20 protein-coding genes and 1 other annotated feature are annotated in these 21378 nt (G+C 61.3%); of the genes, 7 read left to right on the top strand and 13 right to left on the bottom strand.

Features of this window, described 5'->3' with window-relative positions; translation table 11 throughout:
• Nucleotides 1–57 precede the first annotated feature (57 nt).
• Both RPE78_RS07695 and RPE78_RS07690 read left to right on the top strand, forming a co-directional pair.
• Entirely contained in the window at nt 58–855 is a 798-nt protein-coding gene (locus RPE78_RS07695; RefSeq protein WP_339108918.1) for a response regulator, read from the top strand.
• 216 nt (nt 856–1071) lie between these two features.
• Nucleotides 1072–1560: a hypothetical protein gene (locus tag RPE78_RS07690; RefSeq protein ID WP_339108916.1), complete on the top strand. Its 489-nt coding sequence runs from the start codon at nt 1072–1074 to the stop codon at nt 1558–1560.
• Between the two features lie 237 nt (nt 1561–1797).
• On the opposite strand, the gene RPE78_RS07685 is transcribed toward RPE78_RS07690, so the two are convergent.
• The 3 genes from RPE78_RS07685 to RPE78_RS07675 form a co-directional block, all read right to left on the bottom strand.
• Nucleotides 1798–2295: a DNA starvation/stationary phase protection protein gene (locus RPE78_RS07685; protein WP_339108915.1), complete on the bottom strand. Its 498-nt coding sequence runs from the start codon at nt 2293–2295 to the stop codon at nt 1798–1800.
• 147 nt (nt 2296–2442) lie between these two features.
• Nucleotides 2443–3300 (bottom strand): universal stress protein, encoded by an 858-nt coding sequence (locus RPE78_RS07680; protein WP_339108914.1) that lies wholly within the window; start codon nt 3298–3300, stop codon nt 2443–2445.
• A gap of 10 nt (nt 3301–3310) precedes the next feature.
• Entirely contained in the window at nt 3311–4798 is a 1488-nt protein-coding gene (locus RPE78_RS07675) for a SulP family inorganic anion transporter (RefSeq protein WP_339108913.1), read from the bottom strand.
• A gap of 69 nt (nt 4799–4867) precedes the next feature.
• Nucleotides 4868–4925 (bottom strand) — a sequence feature (sul1 is cis-regulatory element that is thought to sense ions involved in sulfur or methionine metabolism; They are found in Alphaproteobacteria).
• 116 nt (nt 4926–5041) lie between these two features.
• Here RPE78_RS07675 and RPE78_RS07670 point away from each other — a divergent pair.
• The gene (locus RPE78_RS07670) at nt 5042–5926 is read left to right on the top strand and encodes a YihY/virulence factor BrkB family protein (protein ID WP_339108912.1); all 885 of its coding nucleotides are present in this window, start codon (nt 5042–5044) and stop codon (nt 5924–5926) included.
• Nucleotides 5927–5950: 24 nt separating this feature from the next.
• Here the strand turns inward: RPE78_RS07670 and RPE78_RS07665 are convergent, their stop codons facing one another.
• The 5 genes from RPE78_RS07665 to RPE78_RS07645 all read right to left on the bottom strand — a co-directional run bounded on the left by RPE78_RS07665 (nt 5951) and on the right by RPE78_RS07645 (nt 13536).
• Entirely contained in the window at nt 5951–9853 is a 3903-nt protein-coding gene (locus tag RPE78_RS07665; protein ID WP_406720220.1) for a translocation/assembly module TamB domain-containing protein, read from the bottom strand.
• Nucleotides 9853–11577, bottom strand: coding sequence for an autotransporter assembly complex family protein (locus RPE78_RS07660; protein WP_339108909.1), 1725 nt, complete (start codon nt 11575–11577; stop codon nt 9853–9855). Before RPE78_RS07660 ends, RPE78_RS07665 begins: the two co-directional genes overlap by 1 nt.
• Nucleotides 11578–11777: 200 nt before the next feature.
• Nucleotides 11778–12302 carry an NUDIX domain-containing protein gene (locus RPE78_RS07655; protein WP_339108908.1) on the bottom strand — a complete coding sequence of 175 codons (525 nt, stop codon included), beginning with the start codon at nt 12300–12302 and terminating at the stop codon, nt 11778–11780.
• A 134-nt stretch (nt 12303–12436) separates the two neighbouring features.
• Nucleotides 12437–12952 carry a protein-export chaperone SecB gene (gene secB / locus RPE78_RS07650; protein WP_406720219.1) on the bottom strand — a complete coding sequence of 172 codons (516 nt, stop codon included), beginning with the start codon at nt 12950–12952 and terminating at the stop codon, nt 12437–12439.
• Between the two features lie 53 nt (nt 12953–13005).
• Entirely contained in the window at nt 13006–13536 is a 531-nt protein-coding gene (locus RPE78_RS07645) for an FxsA family protein (RefSeq protein ID WP_339108906.1), read from the bottom strand.
• Between the two features lie 156 nt (nt 13537–13692).
• Here RPE78_RS07645 and RPE78_RS07640 point away from each other — a divergent pair, with 156 nt between their 5' ends.
• On the top strand, nt 13693–14349 hold the full coding sequence (locus RPE78_RS07640) for a Tim44/TimA family putative adaptor protein (RefSeq protein WP_339108905.1): 657 nt from the start codon (nt 13693–13695) through the stop codon (nt 14347–14349).
• 87 nt (nt 14350–14436) lie between these two features.
• Complete coding sequence (locus RPE78_RS07635; protein WP_406720218.1) at nt 14437–15075, top strand: Smr/MutS family protein; 639 nt, start codon at nt 14437–14439, stop codon at nt 15073–15075.
• Here RPE78_RS07635 and RPE78_RS07630 read toward each other — a convergent pair.
• The 4 genes from RPE78_RS07630 to hslV form a co-directional block, all read right to left on the bottom strand.
• Complete coding sequence (locus RPE78_RS07630; RefSeq protein ID WP_406720217.1) at nt 15072–15851, bottom strand: DUF1194 domain-containing protein; 780 nt, start codon at nt 15849–15851, stop codon at nt 15072–15074. The two genes, RPE78_RS07635 and RPE78_RS07630, sit on opposite strands and share 4 nt — an antisense overlap.
• Before the next feature lie 166 nt (nt 15852–16017).
• Nucleotides 16018–17325: an ATP-dependent protease ATPase subunit HslU gene (hslU, locus tag RPE78_RS07625; RefSeq protein ID WP_406720216.1), complete on the bottom strand. Its 1308-nt coding sequence runs from the start codon at nt 17323–17325 to the stop codon at nt 16018–16020.
• 3 nt (nt 17326–17328) lie between these two features.
• A complete protein-coding gene (locus RPE78_RS07620) occupies nt 17329–18438 on the bottom strand; it encodes a hypothetical protein (protein WP_406720215.1) in 1110 nt (369 codons plus the stop codon).
• The gene (hslV, locus tag RPE78_RS07615) at nt 18431–18985 is read right to left on the bottom strand and encodes an ATP-dependent protease subunit HslV (RefSeq protein ID WP_339108900.1); all 555 of its coding nucleotides are present in this window, start codon (nt 18983–18985) and stop codon (nt 18431–18433) included. Before hslV ends, RPE78_RS07620 begins: the two co-directional genes overlap by 8 nt.
• Nucleotides 18986–19083: 98 nt before the next feature.
• Here hslV and RPE78_RS07610 point away from each other — a divergent pair, with 98 nt between their 5' ends.
• Both RPE78_RS07610 and RPE78_RS07605 read left to right on the top strand, forming a co-directional pair.
• Complete coding sequence (locus RPE78_RS07610; protein WP_406720214.1) at nt 19084–20004, top strand: hypothetical protein; 921 nt, start codon at nt 19084–19086, stop codon at nt 20002–20004.
• Nucleotides 20005–20098: 94 nt separating this feature from the next.
• Nucleotides 20099–20959, top strand: coding sequence for a hypothetical protein (locus tag RPE78_RS07605; protein ID WP_406720213.1), 861 nt, complete (start codon nt 20099–20101; stop codon nt 20957–20959).
• A 94-nt stretch (nt 20960–21053) separates the two neighbouring features.
• Here RPE78_RS07605 and trxA read toward each other — a convergent pair whose 3' ends face one another.
• A complete protein-coding gene (trxA, locus tag RPE78_RS07600) occupies nt 21054–21374 on the bottom strand; it encodes a thioredoxin (protein WP_339108897.1) in 321 nt (106 codons plus the stop codon).
• Between the last annotated feature and the right edge of the window lie 4 nt (nt 21375–21378).

Genomic DNA, 21378 nt, shown 5'->3' with positions numbered 1-21378 from the left:
CCAAACGCAGGACAATGGAGTTGGTTCCTTGGAAAACGAAAATTTGGGAGTTTTTACATGCCCACCGATATCGCCGGCGCCATCGCTGCGAACCTGCCCTACCTGCGCCGCTATGCCCGTGCGCTGACCGGGAGCCAAGACACGGGTGATCGCTATGCGGCGGCGACCCTTGAGGCGATCCTTGCCGAAGAAGCGATCTTCAAGAATGAAACGGATCCGAAGGTGGCTTTGTTCCATGCCTTCCATCTTGTCTGGGCCTCTGCCGGCGCGCCGCTGGGCGAAGCCGAGGGCAGCCTCGAGATGCGCGCGCAGGACCATATGGCAAGCCTGACGCCCAACACCCGCGAAGCCCTGCTTTTGCACACCATCGAGGGGTTCCGTTTTGAGGAGGTCGCCTCGATCATGCAGATCGAGACCGCCGAGGCCGAAGAGCTGGTAGAAATCGCCATGCGCGAGATGGAAAACTCGGTGGCTGGCAAAGTGATGATCATCGAGGATGAGGCGATCATCGCGATGGATATCCGCGCGATTGTCGAAGAACTCGGCCATCAGGTGACGGGCATCGCCCGCACCCGCACAGAGGCTGTCGAGCTTGCCGCCCGCGAGAAACCCGATCTGATCCTCGCCGACATCCAGCTGGCCGACAATTCCTCGGGGATTGATGCCGTTAATGACATTCTGGCCCAGTTCGACCAGTTGCCGGTCGTCTTCATCACCGCCTTCCCCGAGCGTCTGCTGACAGGCGAGCGCCCCGAACCGGCCTTCCTGATCACCAAACCCTATACCGAGACGCAGGTCCAATCGGCGGTCAGCCAGGCCATGTTCTTCAGCTCGACCGAAACCCTTCTGGCCTAACCGATACCAGACCGGCGCAAATCCGGCGCGGAAAGACCCACCGAAAACCCCGAGCCCGTGCTCGGGGTTTTTTCTTTTATTCCATAGGCATAAAACCGCCAAACCCGACGGTTTCCCGCGCGGCCTCACAGCCGTTCAAGGAACCGTTCGCGTCAACATGCGTTCACTTTCCATAACAGCGGCGCTTATCGCAGCCCGCGCAGATGGAGAAACAAGATGAAACGCATCCTTGCTCTGACCAGTGTCATGGCCCTGTCGGCAGGCGCTGCTCTGGCCGCGTCCGGTCCGGTCACCAGCGTGACCGTGAATAACGAAATTCATGATCAGAACGGCCCCGCCGCGCAGGCGTTCTACACGAAAATGGCGGCAGATCTGCAGACACAGATCATCGCCGATCTCGGCCCCGCCTTCGACCCTGACAAAGCAGGTTCCAGCATCAAGGTGGATCTGGACGAGGCCGAAGTCGCAAGCACATGGGACACTCTTGCCAATATCGCGGATTCGAAGCTCGGCGCCCAGATCAACGTCTATTCCGCCACCGATAATGGCAAATTCGACCATTACGATCTTGATGTCGGCTTCCCCAATATCGCGGTTTCCCTGCCCGAGGGAACGGACGCCACCGCCCTCACGGTTGACGACCCGCTTTATTACAACGCCCTGATCGACCTCTTCTCGCAAGAAGTCGTCAAACGCCTGAAATAAGAAAAAGCCCCGGCCAGACCGGGGCTTTTTTCTGTGCGGCACCATCATTGCCGCCTGTCCGTGACCTTTCCCCGCATCATTGCGCATTGCTCGGCCAAAACGGCGCGTTTCGCCCCCGTCTCATCCCTCAAGCCCTGAAGCCAAACCCCGAAAACGGCATCACGCCCCAGTCTCTAACCGGATCTTCACGCATAAAAAAGCCGGGCAAACGCCCGGCTTTTTTGCAGAGTAGACCTCTTACTTGGCCAGATGCGAACGCAGCATCCATGCCATTTTCTCATGCTGACCCGCAACGCCACCCAGCAGGTCATCGGTGGCGTGGTCATTATGCTCGCCTGCCAGTTCGATGACGTCCTGAATACGGGCGGCGATCGCCTCGTGATCCTTCACCAGATCGGCGATCATCTCTTCGGCGGTGGGCTTTGTATCAAGCTCTTCGATCTGCGAGAAGGCATTGAGCTGTTTGAGGTTCATCGGTGCTAGCTCGCCAAGCGCACGCACGCGCTCCGCAATCTCGTCTGCGGTTTCGAACATGATGCCATATTGCTCTTCGGTCAGCAGATGCAGCGGGCGGAACAGCGGGCCTTCCACGTTCCAATGGTAGAACTGCGTCTTGATCGCCAGCTTATACACATCCGCTGCGACCTGATTGACCGCCTTGGCGACAGCTTTCTTCCCCTCGACACCGGTGTTGACGGCTTCGGCTTTCGGTTTGACTTGAAGCACATTGTCCATGAGATCGGTCTCCTCTGATTGCGGACCGGGCACCTTAAATGCAGCGCCGCGCGGTCCTTTCCATGTTTCACACAGACAACGAAACAGGCGCCGCACCGTTCCGTGCGACGCCTGTTTTTTTCGTCTGATCCACCAAAGGGTCCGGTCCTAGCGCATCAAAAGCACCGGAACCTTGCAGGCGCGGATCAGGGCCGTGGTGGTCGAGCCGATAATGAAGGACCGGATCCGCGAATGGCCGTAAGCCCCCATCACGATCAGGTCGATACCATCCGCATCGATATGCGAGCCCAGTGCTTTTTCCGGCTCACCCGACAGTCCGACCGCACGCGGCTGCAACCCCGATTGTGCCAGAAGCTGGCAGCCCTCTTCGGCACGGGACCGAGCATTGTCTCCGACAGACACCACCTGCAGATCCAGATCGGTGAAAATCGGTGACTGGGCCAGCACCGCCATCGCACGCTTGGCCGAAACCCCGCCATCATACGCAATCGCCACACGCTCCACCGGTGCGAAAGCCCGATTGGCCACCAGCACCGGCACCTTGGTCGAGCGGATCGCACGCTCCAGATTGGAGCCAAGATGGTCATGGGCAATATCGGCCTCATCCCCGCGCTTGCCGATGATGATCAGCCGTGCATCCGCCTCGCGCTCGGTGACGGCCTCCAGAATATCCCCATTGCGCAACTGCGTCGCCACGTCCTGCGCACAGCCATCCCGCAGGCAGACTTCTTGCGTGCGGGCCTTGGCGTCTTCCAGAATTGCACGCCCGCGCTGCGACACCAGCTTCGCGCGTTGTTCGTCGATACTGGCAAGCTGCGCCATCAGCGCCGAGCGCGCCCCCAGCGCGATCGTTCCGGACAGATCCTCGCTTTGCTCGGGCGCGCGGCCCAGCACATGGATCAGCTCGGCAGGCACCCCCAGACGGGCCATCGCCCAAGCGGTATAGTCGCAGACGCTGGCCGAATAATGCGACCCGTCGACGAAAGAGATAATCTTCTTGTCCATGCGCTCCTCCTTAATGCCCGCCTGCCGCGACTTCGGCATCCGGCTTATCGGCCTGCCCCAAACGCCCGACCATCTGCCGCGACATCTCGTCCATACCGATCAACGTGACCTCCGCCCCGTCACGGCGGAATTTCAGCACCGCCATGTCCAGTGCAGAGACGGCAGAAAGATCCCAGATCTTGGCGTCTGTCACATCAATCACCACATGATCAAGCGCTTCGTGAAAATCGAAAGCTGCCATGAAATCTTCCGTAGCACCATAGAAGAGCTGCCCATGCACATAATAGGTGCGCGCGCGGCCATCGGGCGACAGCTTGGAGGTCAGATGGAACTGGCGCGCGATCTTGGCCGCAAAGAAACAGCCCGACAGCAGCACCCCCACCAGCACACCGATAGCAAGGTTATGGGTGGCCACCACCACGGCCACCACTGCCAGCATCACCGCGCTCGAGGTTTTGGGATGCACCGTCAAGTCACGGATCGAGGACCAGCTGAACGTGCCGACGGACACCATGATCATGATCGCCACCAGCGCCCCCATCGGGATCTGGCTGACCCACGGCCCCAGCACCACACAGAAGATCAAGAGCATCACGCCCGCCACCAGCGTCGACAGACGCCCGCGCCCACCGGATTTGATGTTGATCATCGACTGGCCGATCATCGCACAGCCCGCCATACCGCCGATAAACCCGGTCAGACCATTGGCGATCCCCTGCCCCACACATTCCTGATTGCGCGAGGATTTGGTATCGGTGAGATCATTGATCAGGTTCTGCGTCATCAGGCTTTCCAAAAGCCCCACCACAGCCACGCCCAGCGAATAGGGGAAGATGATCTTCAGCGTCTCCAGAGTGAAGGGCACATCGGGGATCAGGAAGCTTGGCAGCGCATCGGGCAGCTTGCCCATATCCCCCACCGTGCGCACCTCCCAACCGAAACCGATGGAGCAGGCCGTCAGGATCACGATGGCCACCAAGGGCGAGGGCACCGCCTTGGTAAAGCGTGGCAGGATATAGATAATGGCCAGCGCCAGCGCGATCACGACAAAGGTGAACATCGGCACCCTCGCAGGGTCCATTTCGGGAAGCTGCGCCATGAAAATCAGGATCGCCAGGGCGTTCACAAAACCGGTCATCACCGATTTCGAGACAAAGCGCATGACGAAGCTCACGCGGCTCACCCCGATCACGATCTGGATCACCCCCGCCAGCACGGTCGCGGCCAGCAGGTAGTCCAGAGAATGCTCGCGCACGAGACTGCCCATCAGAACGGCCGTCGCGGCCGTCGCGGCCGAAATCATGCCGGGACGTCCGCCCACGATGGCGGTGATCACCGCGATGGAAAAGCTGGCATATAGCCCCACTTTCGGGTCCACACCGGCAATGATGGAAAAGGCGATGGCTTCGGGAATGAGCGCAAGCGCCACAACAAGGCCCGACAGCACGTCTGCGCGCAAGCTGCCGACCCATGATTTGCGATAAGCATCAAGGTTCATGTCATATCCTGACCGTTTCGGCCCGCAATTTCAGGCAGGCGTCTCGGATTTGGGGTTTGTATTTAACGGGTTTCTCCGGCGGATCGGCGGCCGGAAGAGCCACCCGGGCATCTCACCCGGGTCCTGACGATTGCCCTTTGCATACGAAACCGTGACCAAAAGGGCAATCCGTCCGACACATTTTCCGCGCCCCATTGCTCCAAACCGTCCAACACGCTTAGGTATTTGGCAAAAGGAGATCACGTGTCGGTCACACCTGCTCATATCCTGCGTGTTTCGCTGAACTTTTCCCTTCAGCTTCTAGGGCGGCTTGCGGCCACGAATATCGGGCTGATCTCCGCCGGAGTGGCCTTCTATGCGATGCTAGCCATCTTCCCCGGCGTTTCGGCCACCATCGCGATCTGGACCGCCTTTGCCGACGCCAATACGATCCGGACCTATCTGGCCGTGGCCGATAATTTCATCCCGCCACAGGCGTGGAACCTGTTGTATTCGCAGATCCAGAGCTGGCTGATCTCGACCGATTCCACCATCGGCTGGGGCACGATCGCCTCGCTGGGCGTGACGCTTTTCTCCGCACGGGCAGGGGTCGGGGCACTGGTGCTGGGGCTGAATGTCATCCACGGCACCAAACCCCGCAACACGATCTGGAGCATCTTCTTTGCCTATTTCATGACCTTGGCGCTGGTGGCGGTCATGATCGGCGCATTGGCAACGATTGTCGCCGTGCCGGTTTTTCTCAACATCCTGCCCTTCCACAACACTCCCGCCCTGATCGCATTGACCAACCTCATGCTGTCATGGCTGCCTTGGGGGGCGATGTTTCTGCTGATGTTGACGGTGCTGGGGATCCTCTATCGTTACGGACCGCGCAAAATGGGCCGCCCGCGCGAGAAGATCTTCACCTTCGGGGCCGTGATCGCAACCCTCGTCTGGGGAGCAGCAAGCTTCGGACTAACTTTCTACCTGTCGCATTTTGCAAGCTACTCCAAGCTTTACGGCTCTATCGGCGCCGTGATCGCCCTTCTTCTATGGCTCTACCTGTCGGCCTTCGCCATTCTGTTCGGGGCCGCCTTCAATGCCGAATGGCGCAAGGAACGCACCGGCAGCACCAAGCCGCTGGATTGAAGAAGGGGCCCGAAGGCCCCTTGCTCAGTAGTCTTTCTCCAGGAACACCCCAAGCCCGCTATCTCCATCCGACCCGACCGTGCCTTTTGCGGTGATCGTCTTGGTCAGATCCAGATTGAGATTGATCTCGGTCTGCCCGGACGATCCAAGCTCGACATCGGTATAGATCTTGTCCGAGATATATTTGCCCGCCGTCACGGTGGCATTCCCGTCACTATCGGTGCCGACATCCAGATCATCCAGCCCCGTGCTATTGCGCAGCTTGGACATGATGCCGTTGTCATTGCGGCCCGCCAGCGTCGCCACCGCAGATGCCAGCTCTGCCGCTTGCAAAGCCGAGATATTGCTCAGCCCCTGCCCGAAGAGAAGCTGGGCCAGCACCTCTTCCTGCGGCAGTTCCGGCGAGGAGGTCACGCTGAGATCCGGCGCGGTCGCCTGCCCCGAGATACCAAGCGTGATGGCGTAATCGTTCTTGGTCGTCGTGGCCGAGAAATCGATATAGGGCGTAAACTCCCCCTGAAGCTGGATCGACCCCTGATCCAGCGTAAAGCGCTGGTTCAGCACATCCAGCCGCCCGCGCACCAGCTCGAAACTGCCGATTGGCACAACATCGGCCGTGGTGCCGGTGATCCGCAGCTGGCCGCCCAGCTCGGCATCAAGCCCGCGCCCGCGCACGAAAAGCTGGTTGGGCGCGGAAATGGTGATATCCAGCGGGAAGGCCACCGATGACCCGCCCGAGGTGCTCTCGCTCTCCGATTGCAGCACCCCTGCCCGCGCACGGGTCTGCCGCGAGGCCGCGCTTTCGGCGACATGGGTGATATCGGGGATGGACTCCACCCCGCCCAGTCCGGTCGAAGGCACGCGGATCTCGGTGTCCGACAGGCGCAACTTACCGGCGATCTTCGCCCCGCCCGTCAGCGCCCCGTTGATCCCCAGATCGCCCGAGATACGGGTATCATACAGATTGGGGTCCCGCAGCCGCGCACGGTCCAGCGCAATCGCCAGATCCGAGCTGTAAGGCGCGGTGAGCCTGATCGGACCAGTCACCTTGACCGTGCCGCCATCGCTGAAATTGGCGCTGGTCGTCAGATTGACCCGACCGCCGCCAAGCTGGGCGTTCACATTGATCGCCTCCAGCGCCAGCGAAAGGGTCGGCGCGCTAAAGCGCAGCCCCTGCCCCGTCACTTTGCCCGACACCGCGTTCAGCGCCAGCGGTCCGTTCAGCGCAAGGTCGAAATTCAGCGGCCCCTCGACAGAGCGCGGCGAGATGAACGCATTGGCCAGCGCCGATTGCGTCGCCCCTTTCACTGCCAGATTGGCCGTTTTGAAATCCGAAGCCAGCGTCCCCGACACTGTCGCATTGGTATTGCCCGGTCCGGTTGCGCTGATATTCACACCATAATGCTGACCGTTATCGGTGACATCGCCTTTCACCGTCAGCGGACCGGGGAAGCCCGGTGCCAGCAAAGCGGCATTGGCCAGACGTGCATTCAGGTCGATCTTGCGCGCCCCTGCGGTCACCGTGCCCTTGGCATCGGCACTCAGTTGCGGGTTCGACAGGGTGAATTTCTGTAGCTCGATATCATCGCCATTTTGCAAAACGGCCAGATCCAGCACAGAGTCCCCCGCCAGCAGCTTGTCGGCCTGCGACTGGCCCATCGCGACATTCTTGGCATTGGCCTTGAGCGTGATCAGGCGCCCTGCTGTCCCGTCGCTGACCGCCGCCTGCGCGGTGATCTTGCCGCGATAGGGCGCGCCCAGACCCGACAGATCGCTCTCGAGAGAGACATTGATCTCGCCCTGACCGCCCTTCAGCGCCCCTGCCCCCGTGGCTTTCAGATTGGGGTTAGAGATGTTGAAGGTATCCAGCGAGATATCGCCGTCCTTCTCCAGCGCGTTCAGGTCGATAACCGTCTTGCCTTGCAGGAACTTGTTCACCTGCGGCTGGCCCACGGCCACGCCGTTTCCGGTGGCATTCAGCACCACACGACGCCCCTCTTCGCCCTCGGTGTAATGCGCGTTCAGATCGACCGCGCCGCCATAGCCCGCCCCGAGAACGTTCAGGTTGGCCTTGGCCGTCGCCGTCACATCCGCATTGCCGGTGGCCAGCGCCCCCGAGGCCTTGGCACTCAGGGCTTTCGCATCCGCCGAGAAATTGCGCAGCACAAGGCCGTTTTCATCCCGTTTGGCGGATAGGACGATCTTCGATTGCCCTGCCAGCGCGGCATCCGCCTGCGGCTGCCCGATCGCGATATCCTGACCCGTCACATCCACATCGGCATCAAAAGCACCGCTCAGCACGGTAAAGCTGCCTTTGACCGTGCCCAGAACCGACCCCGAAAGATCGCGCCCCGAAACCTGCGCCAGACGTGCAAGATTATCATGGCGCACCTGCGCATCCGTGGTGATGGTCAGGCCGCCGGTCGGATCCTCAAAGGCCACGTCGCCCTGCAATGCGTAATCACGGCCAGCCACCTGCAAACCGCTCAGCTTGATCGGGCTGCCTTTGACCCAGTTGAAATCGGTCTGTCCGGTCAGCGTCGGCCCCACGGCCTCGGCCAGAGCGGCCTCGCCCATCGCGATGCCCTGCGTGTCAAAACTGACATGCCCCGCCACAGCCGGCTGGTCGGGATCTTGCGTAATGGTGCCCGTCCCGTCCAGATTGACCTTCTCAAGCGACAGTGTGGGGCTTTTGAGCGCATCGACCAGACCGGTCAGGGTCCAGTTATCGCCCGCCGCCGCGTCATAGCTGAGCTTCAGCGAGGCATCCTGCAATGTGGTATCGGCCCCCGTCACCGGCAGCACGACCGGCTCGCCGGTCTCCAGCCCCACATTCATATCCAGATCGAACCGTTCGGGCAGACCGCTTGCGGCCAGCGACATCGACCCTTTCACATCCACCGCCTGCGCATCCAGCGACAGCCGGTTGATATCGGTGCCGCCCTTCGCCTTGGACACCCCGTCCACTTCCAGCGCGATATTCTTGCCGAAAAAGTCGTGATAGGCGGGCTCCAGCATCGGGGTAATATCCCCCGCAAGCGTGGCCTTGAAGGTCTTGTCGGTGCCATCCTCGCCTTTGGTCTGGCCAAGGATCACCTTCCCCGTCAGGCGCTGCTGGCCATCGGTCGACAATGCCATATCGGCCAAGAAATCGCTCAGCGGCCCATCACCCGAGACAGCCAGCGTCACGGCAGGGGCCCCCGGAAGGCCCAGTTTCTTCGAGACCAGCCCGCCCTGACCTTCCTGCGTCAGCAGGTCCAGCGACAGGGTCTGGGTGTCATTGGCATAAGAGCCGTTCAGCGAGAACTGTCCCTGCACCTGATCGGTGCGGTCAATGGTCAGCTTGGCATCACCACTGCCTCCGGCCAGTTTCAGCGACCCGTTCACCTTGAAAGTCAGCGGCTCCCCCAGAATGGACTCGCCCAGCTTCACCTCGCCCACATCCAGCTTGTCGACATTGAGCGACAGGGGCAACTCGGGCAGCGAGAAGGGTTTGGCCTCGGCGTCGGGCACTTCCACCCCTTCCTGCGCGGCAGGAAGGCGGGTCAGTTCGATCGAGCTGGCCGAAAGCTCCTTGATGTCGATATTGCCGCGCAAAATTGCGGAGCGGTTCCAGGACAGGCCCGCATTGCGGATCACCAGCCACGGCCCCTGATCATCCGAAATCGTCAGGCTGTCAAAGGTCGCCCGCGAGGACAGCGCGCCCTTGAACCCGTCAAGACGGATGGTGCGCCCCTCGCCGGACAGCTTGTCCTCGATCAGACCGGTCAGATAGGACCGGTCGCGCTTGGATTCGTCGCTGGCCGCCGTATCGGTACCGGTGGTCTGGACGGTGGTACCATCCTCGGTCTGGGTCGTTGTGGTTTCCTGAGCGAAGCCCAGCATGGGCCATAGCGCCAAAAATGCGATTGCGAGTTTCGTCTTCATCAGAATGCCTGCCCCAATCCGACGTAAAGCTGCACGCCTTCGCCTGTATCGCCATCCACCGGTGCCGCGACATCCAGACGGATCGGGCCGATACCGGTTTTGTAACGCAGGCCGATCCCCGCGCCCGATTGCCAGTCGCCGGTGCCATCATCCCCGACCCAGCCCATGTCATAAAATGCCACCGCGCCGATACTCTCGGTGATGCCCGCGCGGAATTCCCCCGAGAAGCCCATGAATTCGGTGCCGCCGGTCTTGAGCGTGCCGTTTTCCAGCTTTTCGACGCCAAGCGACTGGTAAGGCTGACCGCGCACGGTGCCACCGCCGCCGGAATAGAAAAGATAATCCCGCGGTGTTTCCGCAAGAGACGCGCCAAGCACCGCCCCGTATTGCGCCCGCCCTGCCAGCACGAAACGGTCATCCGCACCAAAGCCGAAATACCCGCGCAGATCGCCCGTGGTCTGGATCCCCGTGCCGGTCGCACTGTTCAGCCCCACGAAAGGCCGCAGGCCGATCTTGGCATAATACCCTTTGGTCGCATCGGTCTCGCTGTTGCGTTTGTCCAGCGTCAGCGTGCCCGGAGCAGCGATCTCGCTGAAATAGGTATCGCCCACATCATCCGTCACCATCGACCAGCGATAGGCCAAGCCCAGTTCGCCGGTGATCTGCTCGTTGAAATAATGCGTCAGACCGCCGCCGATCTCGAAGGAATTCTCGTCGTAATCGTCGGTCGATTCCCGCGCCAGCGTGGTTTCGGCATAGGCAGAGGTATCCGCCGAGAAGGTGGCCGGACGGTCCATGCGCACGCCAAGACTGTAATCGGCCCCGCCATCCGAGCCGCCAATCCCCGACACTTCGGCATCCACGCGCAGCCTCTCCGCCCCGCCAAAAAGGTTACGGTGCAGCCAATAGCCCGAGAGCGTCAGACCATCGACCGTCTGGTATTCGACCCCTGCGCCCAGACGGCGGCGTTTTTCCTCGACCACGCCCAGCGTATAATCAAGGGAATCATCGGCATTCAGCTTGTCGGCCTCGGTCATGGTGATCGAGCTGAACACGCTGGCACGGCGCAGGCGGGTGCGCACCAGTTCCAGTTCGTCAGGGTCGAACACCTGCCCCTTGGGGAAGCCTGCAATGGCGCGAATCCGTTCTTCGCGCATACGCTTATAGCCCGAAATGGTGAGGTCCCCGAAGGTCACTTTCGGGCCGGGATCAAGCCGGATATCGGTGGCCAGCGTCTCGTTGCGATGATCGGCGGTGATCTTCTGGCTGGCCACATCGGCCTTGGCATGGCCCGCAGCCTCCCAGCCATCCACCGCCGTCTGCGCCGCCGAGCGGATGACACTGGTGCGCGCGGTCTGCCCCGCCCTGAAGCCATCGGGCAACTCGGTTTTTGGGGCCAAAGGCGCCACCTGCGCCTGCGAAAAGGTGAATTTCGGGCCAGGATCGACCGTGATCTGGATCGATGAAATCGTCGCGGGTGCGTCAAGCGGGGCGATACTTGCGGCTTCTTTGCCATTCACCAGAATGGAGATCGAAGGGGCATAATAGCCCTCGTCGTAAAGCGCGCCCAGAAGACGGGCGTAATCGGCACGGGCAGAGCCGAAAAGATCCTGCGCATCGGGCGCATCCTCTCCGGTCTTGGCCTCGGCACTGACCACCAAAGACGCGCTTTTCAGCGTTTCGGTCAGGTCCTTGTCCCCACCGGAAACCTGAAACTGTGCCATGTCCTGCGCAAATGCCGCACTTCCCCAAACGGAAAGCACTATCCCTGCCAGACCAATTTTCCTGCTGCGCACCTGATTGCCCCCAATCCGCATTATTTTCGGAAACAGTTGCAGCTATTGGCGGTTTTTTCCAGTGCAGCCGACACAATTTTGGGGGAAACTTGCCGAGATCGTCAAAAGTGATCCACTTGGCACACAGATCATCCCAAACTTTTGAAAATCCGGTCCTTATGCCCTGTCATATAGATCGAAAGCCAGCGCGAGAACCGTTCCGGATGGCGGGTCACCTCGGCGGCCAGATCATGCAGATCGACCCATTTCACCTGCGCCACTTCCCCGGGATCGGGGGCAAGCGCCAGATCGCGCGGCGCATCGGCCAGAAACACGTCCACGACCTCGTGCTCGATCAGGCCATTGCCCACATCGGCACGGTATTCCAGACGGTCGGCATGGCTGGGATACAGCCCCGTAATGCCCAACTCCTCGCGCATCCGGCGGATCGCGCAGTCATGCTGCGCCTCGTCCCAATGCGGATGGGTGCAGCAGCTATTGGCCCAAAGCCCCGCCGAATGGTATTTCCCTTCGGCCCGCTTCTGGATCAGCACATCACGGCCCGCCATGACGAATACCGACACGGCCTTGTGACGCAGCCCCAGACGATGTGCATCGAGCTTATCGACTGGGGTCAGCTCTTCGCCAATCCAGGCCGGAATAAGATCGGTCATCGCACACACCTCCATAGCGAACGCCGCCGCAAGATTTGCTTGCAGCGGCGTCATTTGTCACGGGGGCAGATCGTCACAGGGGGGCGTTGTACCAGCACGCGCCCCCTGCCCGAACGCGACATTGGTCCGAACGCTTAGTTCGCCACCTCGCCCGAGGCCGCCTGCACTTCGGCGCGGCGCGCCAGCTCGGCACGGTAGAGCTGCACGAAATCGACCATTTCCAGATTGAAGGGCGGGAAGCCGCCATCGCGGGTGACATCCGACACGATCCGGCGCACAAAGGGGAACAGCTGGCGCGGGCATTCGATCAGCAGGAAGGGATGCAGCTGGTCGGCGGGCACGCCCTCGATGTGGAAAATCCCGCCATATTCAAGCTCCAGCAGGTAAAGCGCGGTGTTGGTGGCCTTGTTGTTCGAGGTCACCTTGAACTTGCAGATCACCTCATACTGGTTATCCGCCTGACGCTTCTTGGCATCAAGGCTGACCTGCACCTGCATTTCGGGCTGCACATCCGCAGAGGTCAGACCTTTCTGCGCAACCATATTCTCGAAGGACATATCCCGCACGAATTGCGCAAGGATCTGCATCTTCAATGCCTGCTGGCCCTCATCAGCGCCCGGAGCGGTCGCGCCATTGGTTTCTTCGGTCATCTTGTTCTCCAAATCACTTTGACGAAATGTCTAGCACTGGCGTGCCGCTCTCTTCAATGCCGCGTCCAGCCGGAATTGCCCGGACGGGGCGGGTTTTCCGTATCAATTTCCTCAAATTCGCCGTCGATCACGCCCGGACCGTTTGCCGGACTGCGGCCCATACCCCGATTACGGCTGTCATAGCCCGCAGGGTCGTCAAAGCCCTGCGACGCCGCCCCGCCCATCTGGAAGCCCTGCACCCTGACACGCTTGGCAATCTGCCCCGTGACCCAGTCGCGCACGGCGGGGATCAGCAGCAGAAGACCGCAGGTATCGGTGAAAAACCCCGGCGTCAGCAAAAGCGCCCCCGCCAGCAGGATCAGCGCCCCATGCGCCAGCGGGCGTGAGGGATCATTCAGCTCGGCCATCGACCGCCGCAGCTCGGCCATCGCCTGCGCCCCCTGCGAGCGCACCAGAGAGGTGCCGATAATCGCCGTCAGCACCACAATCGCAAGCGTCGGCCACAGCCCGATCAGCCCGCCGACCTGAATGAACAGGCCGATTTCGATAATCGGAACCAGCAGAAAGGCCAGAAAGATCCACATGGGTTAGTCCTTGATCCAGTCTATAATATCGCACGCCAAATCCCTGATCTGCCGCTTTGATCACGGCATGGACTTGAACGACCTCGTGTCATACATATGTGCGCAGGAGCGAAATACCAAGTCGCCCACCAAAAGCCGTTCGCCCAAGGGACCCAGATGAACAACACAATCATCCAGCTTATCCTTCTTGCCGCCGTTGCGATCTTCTTGATCTTGCGGCTCAAAAGCGTCCTTGGAACCCGAGACGGCTTCGAACGTCCGCCACAGTCGCCCACCGCAGAGCCGGAGGCCGATCCCCAGAAATTCACGGTTATCGATGGCGGACCCGATCACGATATCATCGACCATGTGCCGGAAGGCTCCTCCTCGGCCAGCGCCTTGGCGGCGATGAAACGTCTCGAACCCAGCTTCGAGGTGGGCGGCTTCCTCAAGGGCGCACGTTCCGCCTACGAGATGATTCTCATGGCCTTCGAAAAGGGCGATCTGGACGAGGTCAGACCCTTCCTCTCGGCACAGGTCTATGACGCTTTCTCCGCCGCCATCGCGGATCGCAAAGCCCGTGGCCTGACCGTCGAGGCCGAATTCATGGGCCTGCGCGAGATGACCCTTGATGCCGCCACGATCGATGGCAGCAATGATGCCGAACTGACCGTGCGTTTCGTGGGCGAGCTGGTCTCGGTTTCGCGCGATGCACAGGGGAATGTGGTCGAGGGCGATCCGCGCATGCCGCGCAAACAGCGTGACATCTGGACCTTCGCCCGCAAAATGGGCGCCTCCGATCCGAACTGGCAGCTTGTGGCGACGGGCGGCTAAGGTGGCCCCCGCGACCATATATACGCGATGCGCCGCCGGAAGGGCGGCGTTTTGCATGGGGCTACGGCCAGAAGCACGGGGCCGGTGATGGGGCGCAAACGCAAACTGACCGAGGAAGAGCGCGAGCTTTGGAACCGTGTGGCACGCACCACGCGGCTTTTTCACGGCCGCCCCTCCGAACCGGTTTCCATGCCACCCGATGACACGCCCCCTGCCAAACCGTCTTCTCCCGTTCAGCCCCCCCTGCCCGAACGCACCAAACCCGATCTGCCGAAAGCCGATCTGGGCAAGCTGCGGCTGGGGGGCGCGACCCCGCGTGCGGGATGGTCGCATGTGCCGCCCCATTCCATCCCCGAGACACTCAAGGCCCAGCCGCTGCGTATGGATCACAAGGCCCATAAGGCGATGACCCGTGGCAAGCTGGTACCCGATGCCAAGATCGACCTGCATGGCATGACACAGGCCGAAGCCCATCCCGAACTGATCCGCTTCATCCTGCGCGCCCAAGATCACGGGCACCGGCTGGTGCTGGTGATCACCGGCAAGGGCAAGGTGGTCGAGGATTGGGACCCCATTCCCACCCGTCGCGGCGTGCTTCGCCATCAGGTGCCGCAATGGCTGCGCCTGCCCCCGCTTGGTCCCGTGGTGATGCAGGTCTCGCAGGCGCATCAGCGCCACGGGGGCGAAGGGGCCTATTATGTCTATCTGCGCAGGCTGCGTGGCTAACCGCCGCGCCCCTTGGCCCACCCTGTGAACGGCCCCATATCCGGCAGTCGCGCAGCAGCCTCCCATGCGTCCAGAGACAGCATCGTTTCGGGCGCCAGCATCACAAAAGAGGCAGGCCGGATTTCCCGCAGCAATTTTCGCGTCATTGCCTGCTGATAGTCCTGATAGCTTGCGGCAATCTCCAGAAAAGCGTTCGGGCCATGCAGCACCTGCGCTTCGAAATAGGGGATGGGCGAGGGCTGCTCGCCCTCGATCACCAGCGCATTCACCGTAATCCCCGACATATCGGTCGCGCCATAGGCGCTTCGGGGCGGAAAACCTGCGTTATTGACCCCATCGCCCGCGATGTCGATAATCTGCCGGACGCATGTCTCGGGCGCGCGCCTCAAGGTGATCACGGCCTGACCGAGCGCATAGCCCAAAGCGGTGGGATAGTTGCTGACAGGTCTTTCCCCTGCCCCGATCCGCTCGGCAGCGCCCAGAATGGTCGCGCGCCCGTCCACAAAAACCCACGGCAGCGTTTCAAAAGTCTGGTCGGTGCCGCTCCATTCAAAGGCAGTCAGCCAGATACCGCCCCGTTCCTCAATGGCGGCCACCACCCGAGGATCGGCCAAAGCCCGTGCCATACCCTGTTTTTGCAACGCATATTCATGGCTGTCGATCGAGGCGGAAATATCAAGCGCCAGCACCAGAGCCAGATCACAGCGCGCCTGCGCCGAAAGGGGCACCATCCCCAGCGCCAAACCAATGGCAACCATCCATCGTTGGAGTCCCATGCGCTCTCCCCTCGATTTCCGGCCTCCCTTGCGGGGCCTGACCGAAAGGGTCGGCAAAAATAGTTAACGCACCAATAAGATTTGCCCCTGTCCCCGCGCCCCTCGCGCAAACGGGGCATAAAAAGGGGCGCGAAACCCTGCTTCGCGCCCGCATTTTGTGCATATGTTACAGAACATACCGGCTGAGATCCGAGGATTTTGCCAAGGCCCCCACCTCTTTCTCGACAAAGGCCGCATCGATTTTCACCGTTTCGCCGCCACGATCGGGCGCGGTGAAGGACAGCTCCTCGAAGACCCGTTCCATCACGGTATACAAACGGCGCGCGCCGATATTCTCGACGGTGGCGTTTACCTCGGCGGCAATGCGGGCCAGTGCGGCAATTCCGTCTTCGGTAAACTCCACCACCACCTCTTCGGTGCCCATCAGCGCGGTATACTGGCGGGTCAGGGCGTTATCGGTTTCCGTCAGGATACGCATGAAATCGGCCTCGGTCAGCGCGCGCAGTTCCACGCGGATCGGCAGACGGCCCTGAAGCTCGGGCAAAAGGTCCGACGGCTTGGCAATATGGAAGGCCCCCGAGGCGATGAACAGGATATGGTCGGTTTTCACCGGACCATGCTTGGTCGACACGGTCGTGCCCTCGATCAGCGGCAGCAGGTCGCGCTGCACCCCCTCGCGCGAGACATCGCCGCCACGGGTCTCCTGCCGCGCACAGACCTTGTCGATCTCGTCGATAAAGACGATCCCGCCATGCTGCACGGCCTCCAGAGCCGCCGCCTTGACCTTTTCATCATCCAGAAGTTTGTCGGCCTCTTCGGCGATCAGAAGGTCATAGCTTTCCTTCACGGTCACCTTGCGGCGCTGCTTGCGGCCCGAACCGAAGGCCTTGAACAGATCCTGCAGCCCCTGCATCTGTTGCTCCATGCCGGGCTGGCCACCCATCATGCCAATCGGCATACCGCCGGTGGGATCGGAGACCTCGATCTCGATCTCCTTGTCATCCAGCATCCCGTCGCGCAGCTTCTTGCGGAACATCTCGCGGGTCGACTCGCGGGCATCCGCTCCGGCAATCGCCTCGATCACGCGCTCTTCGGCAGCACTATGCGCGCGGGCCTTGACCTCTTCGCGCATATGCTCGCGGGTCTCGACCAAGGCCACATCGGTCAGGTCGCGGATGATCTGTTCCACATCGCGGCCCACATAGCCCACTTCGGTGAACTTGGTGGCCTCGACCTTCAGAAACGGTGCCTTCGCCAGCTTTGCCAGACGGCGCGAGATTTCCGTTTTACCGACGCCGGTCGGACCAATCATCAGGATATTCTTGGGATAGACCTCGTCTTTCAGGTCATCGGACAGCTTCTGGCGACGCCAGCGGTTGCGCAGCGCCACGGCCACGGCCTTCTTGGCCTCGGACTGGCCGATGATAAAGCGGTCAAGCTCGGATACGATTTCACGCGGGGTGAGATTGGTCATGGATTACTCCGTTTTATAGGGCGGCAGATGCGCTTTTCCGGGGAAGTCGGGCAAGGCGCGCATCAGCGCGATGCGCAGGTCCGTCCAGAACGCGCCAAGCGCGGTCAGCACAATGCCGGTGAAGAAGAGAACCGTGGCAGAGACCTCGAACCAGCTACGGGTCGGGGTTTCGGCATCGGTCAGCCAGCTGACCAGAAAGATCAGATAGCCGATGCCCACGGTCAGGAAAGAACGACGGTCGATGACCAGCGCCAGCATGGCGATCAACCCCAAAGACAGGCCCAGAAGCGCGTAGCCCAGACCCGGCCCCATACCGATAAAGGTCATCGCCAAGGTATTGACCAGCGCAGGGGCGGCACATAGATGCAGCCAGAACCCGCTGGCCGAGGCCCGCCCCATACGATAGGGGTCGCGCGTGTCAAACCACATCCCCCCTGCAAAGGCCACCAGCCCGAAGATCAGCGTGCCCAGAGCAAGGGTCGAATTGCGCAGATCCATCGTCTCGTTGAAGCTGGTGAAGGGCGCCGTGAACAGGTCATTGGTCGAGCCGAAGATCACAAAGCACCCCGCCAGCCCGCAAAGCGCGATCAGCACCATCGTGAAGGGCAACCGGAAGCGGCAATACCACGCAACCAGTGCCCCCGCCATCAGCACCGCCAATGTCAGAACCACCGCTTTAGGGCTGGATTGCAGGTCATAGACATGGCCCAAAGCCCAGATCATCGGCGGCATCACCGAAGCCCCATAGGTCAGCACCAAGAGGATCGAGGGCAGCACCATCCGCCGTCTGCGGGTAAAATACTCCGCCAGACACCAGGCGATCACCGCCCAGACGGCATAGATGGCCACCACGCCCGTGGCGAAGACCGTCTGCGGGTCGGGCAACAGCACCCCTGCGGTCAGGGTCAGCCCGAAGGCCCCCGCAATCAGGATGCCCAAGCCCACCGTGACGAAAATCTCGGCAAAACCGCGAAACAGCTCGAAAGGCTCGTCTTCGGCGGCGCGGTGGCTGGCCCGTGCCGCCGCCAGCGCCTGCACCGAGGCCGCCTGTGCCTCGGTCAGATGGCCCGCAGCAACAGCCGCGCGCAGATCGGCCTGTGTCAGATCAGCCAATCGTTTCCACCGTCACATTGCCATTGGTATAGACGCAGATATCGGCGGCAATCGCCATTGCACGACGCGCCACTGTTTCGGCATCCAGATCGGTCTCGATCAAGCCGCGGGCCGCCGCCAGCGCATAGTTCCCGCCCGACCCGATGGCCGCAATGTCATGTTCGGGCTCAAGCACATCGCCCGCGCCCGTGATGACAAACAGATCGGTGCCGTCGGTCACGATCAACATGGCCTCGAGGTTCTTCAGATATTTATCCGTGCGCCAGTCCTTGGCGAGTTCGACACAGGCGCGCGCCAGCTGACCGGGGGCCGCCTCCAGCTTGATCTCCAGCCGCTCGAGCAGGGTGAACGCATCGGCGGTAGAGCCCGCAAAGCCCGCCACCACATCATGCCCACCGGGGCTGAGCCTGCGCACCTTGCGCGCCGTGCCCTTGATCACTGTCTGGCCAAGGCTGACCTGCCCGTCACCTGCCACCACAACCTTACCGCCTTTACGCACACCGATAATCGTGGTGCCGTGCCAGCCCGGGAATTTATCTTCCGACATATAGACCTCCGTTTGACCCTGATATGTAGGCGCAGGATTCCGCTTGCAACCCTGCCTTCGCTCTTGCCGAAACGGATAAGCGGTGGAAAGCTGCCGAAATGAGCCAGCCGCATCTTACACTTTACCTTGATCCCCCTGCCCTTGCCCGCCTGAAAGCGGGGCAGCACAATTTTTTCCAGCGTGTCACCGGCGCGATGGAATCAGTGGGGTGGACGGTCTCGGCGGAGGAAAGCACGCTGAATGCCCGCTTCGAAGCCCCCGAAAAGCGGGGCTATGCGCTTTATCATATGGAAGAGCCGACCCATGACAGGGCGCTGACCTGCCGCCGCAGCTATACCGGCGCCTATTGGCATGTCGAGGCGCAGGCCGCGCGCTGGGAATGGCCGGTGGCCCATGCCAGATTTCCCCTGCGCCAGATCGACGGCCCCGAAGCCAAGCATTTCTATCGGGCGCTGCGCGAACGTGTTCTGGGCAATGCCCGCGTCACCGACGAAGGGTTCGCCCTGATGCCGCTGCAAGGACGGTTGAGCGAACATCGCAGTTTCCAGTCGATGAGCCCGCTGGAGATGATCGAGACGGTGATGGTGCGCGTCACACAGCCAGTGATCGCAACGCTGCATCCGAACGAGGACTACACCCCCCTGGAGCGGCAGACACTGGTGGCGCTGGCCAATCGCTACCCGCATTTCCGTGTGCAGGAGGGGGGCACGCCCGAACTCCTGCGCCGTTGCTCCTATGTGATCACACAGAATTCCTCTGTCGCCTTCGACGGCTATATCCTGCGTAAACCGGCATTGCTTTTTGCGCAGATCGACTTTCACCATATCGCGGGGTCGGTGCCGCATATGGGCTTGGATGCCGCGTTGGAAATGCTGCAAAAACGGCAGAATTTCGCCAAATATCTTACATGGTTCCTGCGCGATCAGGCGCTGAATGCCGGACGACCGGAGTTTGAAACCCGTCTGCTGACCCATCTGCGGGAAAAGGGCTGGCCCGTACCCTCCATTGCCACGGCCTGACACGCGTCCTCTTGCCCCGAAGACGCAAAACTGGAAACATCGCCCGATCACCGCCACAGCCGCGTGGCACAATGGCCGCAAAGGGGCTTCGCCGATGGTCTTCTTTCCCGTTCGCCAGATCGAGATCGACCCTTTCAGCCTGACCCTTATGCCGATGCAGCAAGAGCATCTCGGGGCGCTGCATGGCCTGTCCGTTGCGCTTGGATGGCCCCATCGACATGCGGATTGGGCGGCCAATCTGGATAGCGGCACCGGCATCGTGGCGGTGGACGAGGCAGGTCGGGTGCATGGCTCGGCCATGACCTTTTCCTATCACAGGGATCTCAGCGCCATCGGTATGGTGATCGCCCATCCCAAACTCGCCCGCACAGCGCTGTTCCGGACCCTTGCGACCGAGGCACTGGAGCAGAGCACGGGGGCCGCTTTCCTGAATGCCTGTCAGCAAGACGTGTCTTTTTATCGCGATCTCGGGGTGCGTTCTGCGGCACCTGTTTTTAGATATGAGGGCTTTCTGCCTTGCGGATTTTCCCTTGCGCGCAATGTCCGGCCCTTCCGCCCGCAAGACCGCCCGCGCCTCCATCAGCTTGATCAAAGCGGCTATTGTGCCGACAGATCCCGACTGGTTGCCACCCTTCTGGAACAGTCCGAAACCTATGTGATCGAGACATGCGGCCATGTCACAGGGTTTGCGATGCGCCGCCGTTTCGGTCGGGGGCATGTGATCGGGCCGGTCATTGCCGCCAACGAGACCGACGCCCTCAGCCTGACCACCTCGCTTATGGCGGGGCTGGCGGGGCAGTTCCTCCGGCTTGACACCCGCCAGACCGAAGGAAGCTTCGTCGGGTTTCTCGCGGCTCTGGGCTTCCGCGCCCGTCCGGATGTCACCACAATGACCACCACCAACCTGACCTTCAGCCCCGAAATCTATGCGATTTCCGGCCATTCTACGGGCTGAGCCACCCACCATAGCAAAAAGGCGCCCCGAAAGACGCCTTTTCAAGCCTGACGGCCCCGTTTCAAACCCTAAGGGCCGTCTCCCTCAGCCGCGATCAGATCGCGCTGTTGATCCAGTTTTGCAGGGCCGCTTTCGGAGCCGCACCGATTTTATTCGAAACGACCTCGCCATCCTTGAACAGGAACAGCGCCGGAATACCGCGCACGCCAAGCGATGCGGGGCTTTCGGGGTTTTCGTCGACATTGACCTTTACGATCTTGACCTTACCGGCCATCTCGCCCGCGATCTCTTCCAGAGCGGGGCCGATCTGACGGCAGGGGCCACACCATTCGGCCCAGAAATCAACAACGACGGGAACGTCGGATTGGCGGACTTCGGCATCGAAGGTTGCGTCGGTAACAGCGACAGTTGCCATGGGA

Source organism: Thioclava litoralis, assembly GCF_045278885.1.
Taxonomy (GTDB): Bacteria; Pseudomonadota; Alphaproteobacteria; order Rhodobacterales; family Rhodobacteraceae; genus Thioclava; species Thioclava litoralis.
The sequence above is the reverse complement of the archived record's forward strand: the minus strand, read 5'-3'. Positions and strand labels throughout refer to the sequence as shown.

Excerpts from the sequence above, each read along its gene's own strand:
- RPE78_RS07690 (WP_339108916.1), top strand. The coding sequence starts at position 1,072 with ATGAAACGCATCCTTGCTCTGACCAGTGTCATGGCCCTGTCGGCAGGC.
- RPE78_RS07660 (WP_339108909.1), bottom strand. The coding sequence starts at position 11,577 with ATGGCACAGTTTCAGGTTTCCGGTGGGGACAAGGACCTGACCGAAACG.
- RPE78_RS07685 (WP_339108915.1), bottom strand. The coding sequence starts at position 2,295 with ATGGACAATGTGCTTCAAGTCAAACCGAAAGCCGAAGCCGTCAACACC.
- RPE78_RS07645 (WP_339108906.1), bottom strand. The coding sequence starts at position 13,536 with ATGTGGATCTTTCTGGCCTTTCTGCTGGTTCCGATTATCGAAATCGGC.
- RPE78_RS07680 (WP_339108914.1), bottom strand. The coding sequence starts at position 3,300 with ATGGACAAGAAGATTATCTCTTTCGTCGACGGGTCGCATTATTCGGCC.
- hslV (WP_339108900.1), bottom strand. The coding sequence starts at position 18,985 with ATGTCGGAAGATAAATTCCCGGGCTGGCACGGCACCACGATTATCGGT.
- secB (WP_406720219.1), bottom strand. The coding sequence starts at position 12,952 with ATGACCGAAGAAACCAATGGCGCGACCGCTCCGGGCGCTGATGAGGGC.
- RPE78_RS07605 (WP_406720213.1), top strand. The coding sequence starts at position 20,099 with ATGGTCTTCTTTCCCGTTCGCCAGATCGAGATCGACCCTTTCAGCCTG.
- RPE78_RS07640 (WP_339108905.1), top strand. The coding sequence starts at position 13,693 with ATGAACAACACAATCATCCAGCTTATCCTTCTTGCCGCCGTTGCGATC.
- RPE78_RS07635 (WP_406720218.1), top strand. The coding sequence starts at position 14,437 with ATGGGGCGCAAACGCAAACTGACCGAGGAAGAGCGCGAGCTTTGGAAC.
- RPE78_RS07675 (WP_339108913.1), bottom strand. The coding sequence starts at position 4,798 with ATGAACCTTGATGCTTATCGCAAATCATGGGTCGGCAGCTTGCGCGCA.
- RPE78_RS07630 (WP_406720217.1), bottom strand. The coding sequence starts at position 15,851 with ATGGGACTCCAACGATGGATGGTTGCCATTGGTTTGGCGCTGGGGATG.
- RPE78_RS07610 (WP_406720214.1), top strand. The coding sequence starts at position 19,084 with ATGAGCCAGCCGCATCTTACACTTTACCTTGATCCCCCTGCCCTTGCC.
- hslU (WP_406720216.1), bottom strand. The coding sequence starts at position 17,325 with ATGACCAATCTCACCCCGCGTGAAATCGTATCCGAGCTTGACCGCTTT.
- RPE78_RS07665 (WP_406720220.1), bottom strand. The coding sequence starts at position 9,853 with ATGAAGACGAAACTCGCAATCGCATTTTTGGCGCTATGGCCCATGCTG.
- RPE78_RS07655 (WP_339108908.1), bottom strand. The coding sequence starts at position 12,302 with ATGACCGATCTTATTCCGGCCTGGATTGGCGAAGAGCTGACCCCAGTC.
- RPE78_RS07695 (WP_339108918.1), top strand. The coding sequence starts at position 58 with ATGCCCACCGATATCGCCGGCGCCATCGCTGCGAACCTGCCCTACCTG.
- trxA (WP_339108897.1), bottom strand. The coding sequence starts at position 21,374 with ATGGCAACTGTCGCTGTTACCGACGCAACCTTCGATGCCGAAGTCCGC.